This is a genomic window from Oleiphilus sp. HI0123, from assembly GCF_001635315.1.
Genome location: NZ_LWGE01000384.1, coordinates 1 through 273, shown reverse-complemented (window position 1 = coordinate 273; position 273 = coordinate 1). Strand labels below are relative to the sequence as shown.

Annotated in this window: 1 protein-coding gene; it reads right to left on the bottom strand. The window is 48.7% G+C overall.

All coding sequences use genetic code 11. From position 1 onward, the window contains the following. Nucleotides 1-273, bottom strand: a 273-nt coding sequence (locus tag A3761_RS03620; RefSeq protein ID WP_304439576.1) for an FAD-linked oxidase C-terminal domain-containing protein, incomplete at both ends; no start/stop codon positions are given.

Here is a 273-nt window from a genome sequence, read left to right as displayed (position 1 = left end):
ACGACGAATCATGCTCTTCATTAGTTTGTGGGCAGGGCGGCACTGCTCAGGCAGCCCCGTTATACCCAAGGTCATCATGCACTTGCCTTCAGCAGCACCTTTAAAGCTCAGATACTTTTCAAGCATTGATATCTGGCCAGGGTGACCAGCCAAAGCAAGTTGGGTCGTGGTTTCAACGGCATTACTTAAGCGCAGCATCGATAGTTGAACCTTACTCTGAACCATATAACGAGCTGCTTCCTTTGCTTGCGTCCACGAAGGGAAGAAAATAAC